Annotated in this window: 6 protein-coding genes; 4 read left to right on the top strand and 2 right to left on the bottom strand. The window is 46.6% G+C overall.

The genetic code is table 11. The features are described 5' to 3' along the window. Positions 1-108: 108 nt before the first annotated feature. Positions 109-957 (bottom strand): formate dehydrogenase accessory sulfurtransferase FdhD, encoded by an 849-nt coding sequence (locus tag B7Y67_RS09885; RefSeq protein ID WP_293598500.1) that lies wholly within the window; start codon positions 955-957, stop codon positions 109-111. 129 nt (positions 958-1,086) lie between these two features. On the opposite strand from B7Y67_RS09885, the gene metG reads away from it, so the two are divergent. From metG to panC, 4 genes are all read left to right on the top strand, one after another. Continuing rightward, positions 1,087-2,757 carry a methionine--tRNA ligase gene (gene metG, locus B7Y67_RS09880; protein ID WP_363926740.1) on the top strand — a complete coding sequence of 557 codons (1,671 nt, stop codon included), beginning with the start codon at positions 1,087-1,089 and terminating at the stop codon, positions 2,755-2,757. A gap of 150 nt (positions 2,758-2,907) precedes the next feature. After that, positions 2,908-3,096 (top strand): DUF3460 family protein, encoded by a 189-nt coding sequence (locus tag B7Y67_RS09875; RefSeq protein ID WP_293598499.1) that lies wholly within the window; start codon positions 2,908-2,910, stop codon positions 3,094-3,096. Continuing rightward, positions 3,089-3,958, top strand: coding sequence for a ScpA family protein (locus B7Y67_RS09870; protein WP_215377237.1), 870 nt, complete (start codon positions 3,089-3,091; stop codon positions 3,956-3,958). The genes B7Y67_RS09875 and B7Y67_RS09870 overlap by 8 nt, the downstream gene beginning before the upstream one ends. Next, on the top strand, positions 3,955-4,806 hold the full coding sequence (panC, locus tag B7Y67_RS09865) for a pantoate--beta-alanine ligase (protein ID WP_293598498.1): 852 nt from the start codon (positions 3,955-3,957) through the stop codon (positions 4,804-4,806). The genes B7Y67_RS09870 and panC overlap by 4 nt, the downstream gene beginning before the upstream one ends. A 16-nt stretch (positions 4,807-4,822) precedes the next feature. Here panC and B7Y67_RS09860 read toward each other — a convergent pair whose 3' ends face one another. After that, positions 4,823-5,311 carry a pyridoxamine 5'-phosphate oxidase family protein gene (locus B7Y67_RS09860; protein ID WP_293598497.1) on the bottom strand — a complete coding sequence of 163 codons (489 nt, stop codon included), beginning with the start codon at positions 5,309-5,311 and terminating at the stop codon, positions 4,823-4,825. Positions 5,312-5,764: the final 453 nt, after the last annotated feature.

Raw genomic sequence — 5,764 nt, 5'->3', positions numbered from 1 at the left:
GTTCAAATGGGCTGATCATGCCTTGCTCGCCCATGCGGCGGATCCAGTGGTCAGATTTAATAGTCATGGCCGAATTGTAAAACCATCGCAGGCCATATGCCCACGAATTTATGCGGCAACAGGCGGGGAAGTAAAAATCACCCTCTCAGGGGCATTGAAGATCTCAAAATGCTTACCGGAACAGCGAGATAGCAAGGTGAGATTAGTCTTGCGGGCAAGCTCCAAGCCCATTAAGGTCATGCCAGAGCGCGTCATTAAGAATGGGATGCCCATCTGAGCGCCTTTAATGACCATCTCCGAGGTAAGACGCCCCGTAGTAAAGAAGATCAAGTCTTTGCCAGGTTTATCGGCGAGCCACATCAGGCCAGAGATAGAGTCTACAGCGTTGTGGCGCCCAACATCCTCAATGAAATGCAGTAAATGGACGCTGTCATTACCTTCCCGCTCAAATACTGCGCAGGCATGGACGGAGCCAGACTTCTTATAAATGGTGTCGTGTATCCGAATACTATCGATCAGGGCCACTATTGCCTCTTGGGTTAACTGAGGGCCATCCGGCAATCTAATCTCCGCCATCTCCTCAATCAGACCACCAAACATCGTGCCTTGCCCACAACCCGTAGTCACCACGCGCTTACTGGTGAGGGCATCGATGTCCACCGTGCTGCGATGAGTCTTGACTGCTGCTGAATCCGTCTCCCAGTCCACCTGAATACTGGCAATATCGTCTGGTGACTCCACTAGGCGCTGATTGCGTAAATAGCCCAGAACCAGAGCCTCTGGAGCGCTTCCCAAAGTCATCAAGGTGACCACTTCCCGTTTGTCCAGATAAATGGTTAAAGGACGCTCCCCAGGAATATGGGTGGTCTTGATACGCCCCGCCTCATCCATGATCTGCACCTCGTGCACCAAGGGCACGGAAGCATGAGACATCTGAATGTTGTGGGACAAAGCCATAAAACGCCTCTTAAATAGGTTCAAATCGGCATTAACTTTAACCGCAGACTAAAATTACTGCTGAAGTGAAGGCTCAAGCCCCATAATCCTGTATTCCCATTTGTTGAATTTATTTCTATTTAAGTACGCATGAGTAGCCCCAAACGTCGCCTGCTAATTACCTCCGCCTTGCCTTACGCCAATGGCCAGATTCATATTGGGCATTTAGTGGAGTATGTCCAGACTGATATTTGGGTACGCTTCCAGAGAATGCGTGGTCATGAAGTTCACTATGTTGGAGCTGATGACACCCACGGCACGCCGATCATGTTGCGCGCTGAAAAAGAAGGTCTTACCCCGAAAGAGCTCATTGCCAATGTTTGGAAAGAGCACAAGCGCGACTTTGATGATTTCTTAATCTCGTTTGATAACTACTACACCACCGATAGTCCCGAGAATGAAAAGCTGTCTCAAAGCATCTATCTCAAGTTACGCGATGCCGGCTTAATTGAAATGCGCTCGATCGAGCAAGCCTACGATCCAGTTAAAGAGATGTTCTTGCCAGATCGATTCATCAAAGGCGAGTGCCCTAAATGTGGTGCCAAGGATCAGTATGGTGACTCTTGCGAAAAGTGTGGGGCGACGTATTCCCCAACTGATTTGAAAAACCCATTCTCAGTTGTGAGTGGTGCAACGCCCATTAAAAAAGTTTCTGATCATTACTTCTTTAAGCTATCCGATCCTCGTTGCGAAACTTTCTTGCGCGAGTGGACTCAAGTCAAAACTCCACTTCAACCTGAAGCTCGTAACAAGATGAAAGAATGGGTTGGACAGCCTGGAGATAGCAAGCTCGGTGACTGGGATATCTCCCGTGATGCTCCCTACTTTGGCTTTGAAATCCCGGATGCACCTGGCAAGTATTTCTATGTATGGCTTGATGCTCCGATTGGCTACTACGCCAGCTTCCTCAACTACTGCCAGAGCAAGGGCCTGGACTTTGAGGAGTGGGTCAGACCCGATACGACGACCGAGCAGTACCACTTCATCGGCAAAGATATTCTGTATTTCCATACCCTTTTTTGGCCAGCAACCCTTCACTTTGCAGGCTACCGCACACCTACCAATGTATTTGCCCACGGCTTCCTCACGGTTGATGGCGAGAAGATGAGCAAGTCACGCGGTACTTTAATTTCCGCGCATAGCGTGATTGAATCCGGTTTTAATCCAGAATGGTTCCGCTATTACTTTGCAACCAAACTGAATAACAGCATGGAAGATTTAGATTTAAATCTTCAAGACTTTGTTGCGCGAGTAAATAGTGATCTATTGGGTAAATACATCAACATTGCAAGTCGTAGCGCGGGTTTCTTGGTGAAGCGTTTTGGTGGAGTGGTTTCTGATGCGGCAATGGTCAATGCACTACTTGCTGATATTGGATCGGCCAGTGAAAAAATTGCTGAGCTCTATGAAGCTCGTGAATACGCAAAAGCATTGCGTACCATCATGGAGCTGGCAGATAAGGTCAATGCCTTCGTGGATGAAAATAAACCCTGGGAAATCGCCAAGGATCCAGAGCGTGAAGCCGACTTACAACGAGTTTGCAGCATTACCTTAGAGGCATTCCGTTTGTTGAGTCTATATCTCAAGCCAGTTTTACCTCAAGTCACAGCCGGGGTTGAGGACTTCCTCTCAGTTCCAGCTATGAGCTGGAATGACGTTAAAACACCGCTCTCCAGCCAAAATCCGATCAAACCCTATAAACACCTCATGACGCGCGTTGAAGCCCCTCAAATTGAGGCTTTATTGGCAGCAAACTTGTAAAAATGACCCTGATTAGCCTAATTTCTAGGAATTAGGCAAAAAGTCGGCAGGTTTGTAAGAAAAATCGTTAATAATGATGGGCTAGGCAGCCATTTGCTGCGCAGTAATTTTTGCAAGTTATTGAATTAATTGAGAATTTTAGGAAATATGATGGCTAGGTATACATCCGAATTCACCCAGTTCTTAAATGAACTCAAATCCGAGAAGCCAGAGCTCGAAGCAGGTCAGCAAGCCGGTCGCGCCCTCCTCTGGGATAAAGAGCCTTTGACTACCGAAGATCAACGTCGCGCCAAGGAAGCCAAATTAAAGCAACGCGCTTACGTGTACTCGAATGACTGAGTTAGGGGCTGAGCCAGGCGCTCAATCCGAGTTATTAGATAGCACCCCATCGGTCACCGATGGAATGTCGTCGGCATTCGCCAAACTCTATGGTGAGCCCTTATTTAAGCTCCCAACAGATCTTTATATTCCACCTGATGCACTAGAGGTTTTTCTAGAGGCATTTGAAGGCCCACTGGATCTTTTACTTTACTTGATTCGTAAACAGAATTTCAACGTCCTTGATATTCCGATGGCGCAAGTAACTCAACAGTATCTAAGCTACATTGATCAAATCCGCCATCACAATTTAGAGCTTGCCGCTGAATATCTACTGATGGCAGCTATGTTGATTGAGATTAAATCTCGCATGTTATTGCCGATGAAAAAGGCGGACAGCGATGAAGAGGTGGAAGATCCACGAGCTGAACTGGTTCGTCGCCTCTTAGAGTACGAGCGCATGAAATTAGCAGCACAAGAGCTCGATCAAATTCCACAGCAAGGGCGTGATTTTCAAATCGCTCATGGCTATGTTGATACCACCGTTGCAGTTACATGGCCTGACGTCAATCAGGATGATCTACAAATGGCTTGGCGTGATGTGCTTCATCGCGCCAAACTGAATCAACATCACACCATTACCCGCGAAGAACTATCCGTCCGGGACTTCATGACACGTATTTTGCGTCGCTTGCAGAACACGCGCTTTGTAGAATTCGGTGAGTTATTTGAAGAGGCCATTAAATCTGGCAAAGGTATTCCGGTAGTGATCGTGAACTTCATTGCAATGCTAGAGCTCTCACGCGAAGCCTTAGTTGAGATCACCCAAGCAGAACCATACGCTCCAATCTACGTTCGTCTCGCCTATACCCCTGTTGCATGAAAATCATTAGTGACATACAGGAGTTGCGGGACCATTTGCGTGGACAAAATCGTGCTTCCTTTGTGCCAACCATGGGCAACCTCCATGAGGGTCACCTATCACTCATGCGACTTGCTAGACAACATGGTGACCCGGTAGTAGCCAGCATCTTTGTTAACCGCCTACAGTTTGGCCCAAATGAAGATTTTGATAGCTACCCTCGCACCATGCAGGCAGATATCGATAAGCTTGAGAAAGAAGGTGTGTACATCTTGTTTGCACCAACTGAGCGTGACTTGTACCCACAGCCCCAAGAGTACCGCGTTGATCCGCCACAGCAGCTAGGCGACATCCTTGAGGGCGAGTTTCGTCCTGGTTTCTTTAAAGGGGTTTGTACTGTAGTACTCAAGCTACTGTCTTGCGTCCAACCCAAGGTCGCTGTATTTGGAAAAAAAGATTACCAACAACTAATGATCATTCGTCAGATGGCAAAGCAGTTTGCCCTCCCAGTTGAAATCATTCCCGGTGAAACCATTCGTGCCGAAGATGGTCTTGCCCTATCCTCTCGTAATGGCTACCTCTCGGTTGAGGAACGTGCAGAAGCACCTGAACTACAGAAAGCCTTGCAAGAAGTTCGTGCACGCGTCCTCAATTTGAGTCAGCGCAATACGCACTCACTGGTCGAGATTGAAAAAATTGCGGTAGATCTTCTAACAGGCCGCGGCTGGCAACCAGACTACATTGCTATTCGCCAGCAAAGTGATTTAGCACCAGCTTCTAATGAAAGTCTGCAGGCTGGCGAGCCATTAGTCATTCTGACAGCTGCCAAGCTTGGTAAAACCCGCTTAATAGATAACCTAGAGGTTTAATTAGTCTAAATAGGCCCTAAGTCATATTGACTTTGGAGTGCTGCTCAGCATCTGGTGTTGGCCTCTCACCAGCAACATAGGCCTTGGCAGCGGCATAAACGTATTTCAATCCCTGAACGCCCGCGTTATCCCAAAACTCCCCTTCGCTTGGACTAAATTTCAGCAATGCGATGTTCGGATCAGTTTTCCCAAGCGGAAACCAAACTTTCCAAATTTCTTTCCATAATGACTCAATTAATGCGCGATCATCATCTACAGCCAACTCGCCACTGACCGTAGCAAACTGTCTAGCACTTTGAAAAGCGAGCAAAGCATGCGGGTTAGCATGAATCTCTTGAACTTTAATTGAATTCATATCAGTTAAGAGGTAGACCGTCATACTTTCGTCAAGTCGCGCTATTGCCATAGGTCTTGCATGAACTCCATAAGAGCTATGGGTTACCAGCATAGCCTCATCAAATTCCTTGACCACATCATATAAATTATTTTCTTTGATCTTGTCCATTGAAGCCAACCCCTTAATATTGATAGTAGAAAATTTAATCCGCCTATCAATCTAAAGAATCGACTAGAAAAAACAGTGCGCTAACCAACATAGTAATTAAACACTGCCTTATGTCGGAATAAGTACAGAGATCTAAAACTTCAAGTGGTAATCTGATTTATCTTGTCTGAAGAATCAGCCAAGCGCAGTACTGTATTTATTTTTAGTTTTTCAAGACCCCGAAGATCAGAATGGTCAAGCAGACATTAGAGGATGCGATAAGTGAGTAGTTTTTCTGCTTTCCTACTTACAGTCAACAATCGCCAAATCTTCATTCCCTATAGGGAGCCTATAGGGCCGGGAGTTCATTAATACGTATGGAAAATAAGAAAGCTAGAGTACGAAGAACTGACCCACTTCCAAGTTCAACTCTTTAGCTAATTCGGCCCCAGTCACTTTTCCTGCGGCACCTTT

The sequence above is a fragment of the Polynucleobacter sp. 35-46-11 genome (genome assembly GCF_002281105.1).
Note: the sequence above shows the minus strand (reverse complement) of the source record. Positions and strands in the feature narration are given on the sequence as shown.

Coding starts and splice junctions, on each gene's coding strand:
- B7Y67_RS09885 (WP_293598500.1), bottom strand. CDS start 957: ATGGCTTTGTCCCACAACATTCAGATGTCTCATGCTTCCGTGCCCTTG.
- metG (WP_363926740.1), top strand. CDS start 1,087: ATGAGTAGCCCCAAACGTCGCCTGCTAATTACCTCCGCCTTGCCTTAC.
- B7Y67_RS09875 (WP_293598499.1), top strand. CDS start 2,908: ATGGCTAGGTATACATCCGAATTCACCCAGTTCTTAAATGAACTCAAA.
- B7Y67_RS09870 (WP_215377237.1), top strand. CDS start 3,089: ATGACTGAGTTAGGGGCTGAGCCAGGCGCTCAATCCGAGTTATTAGAT.
- panC (WP_293598498.1), top strand. CDS start 3,955: ATGAAAATCATTAGTGACATACAGGAGTTGCGGGACCATTTGCGTGGA.
- B7Y67_RS09860 (WP_293598497.1), bottom strand. CDS start 5,311: ATGGACAAGATCAAAGAAAATAATTTATATGATGTGGTCAAGGAATTT.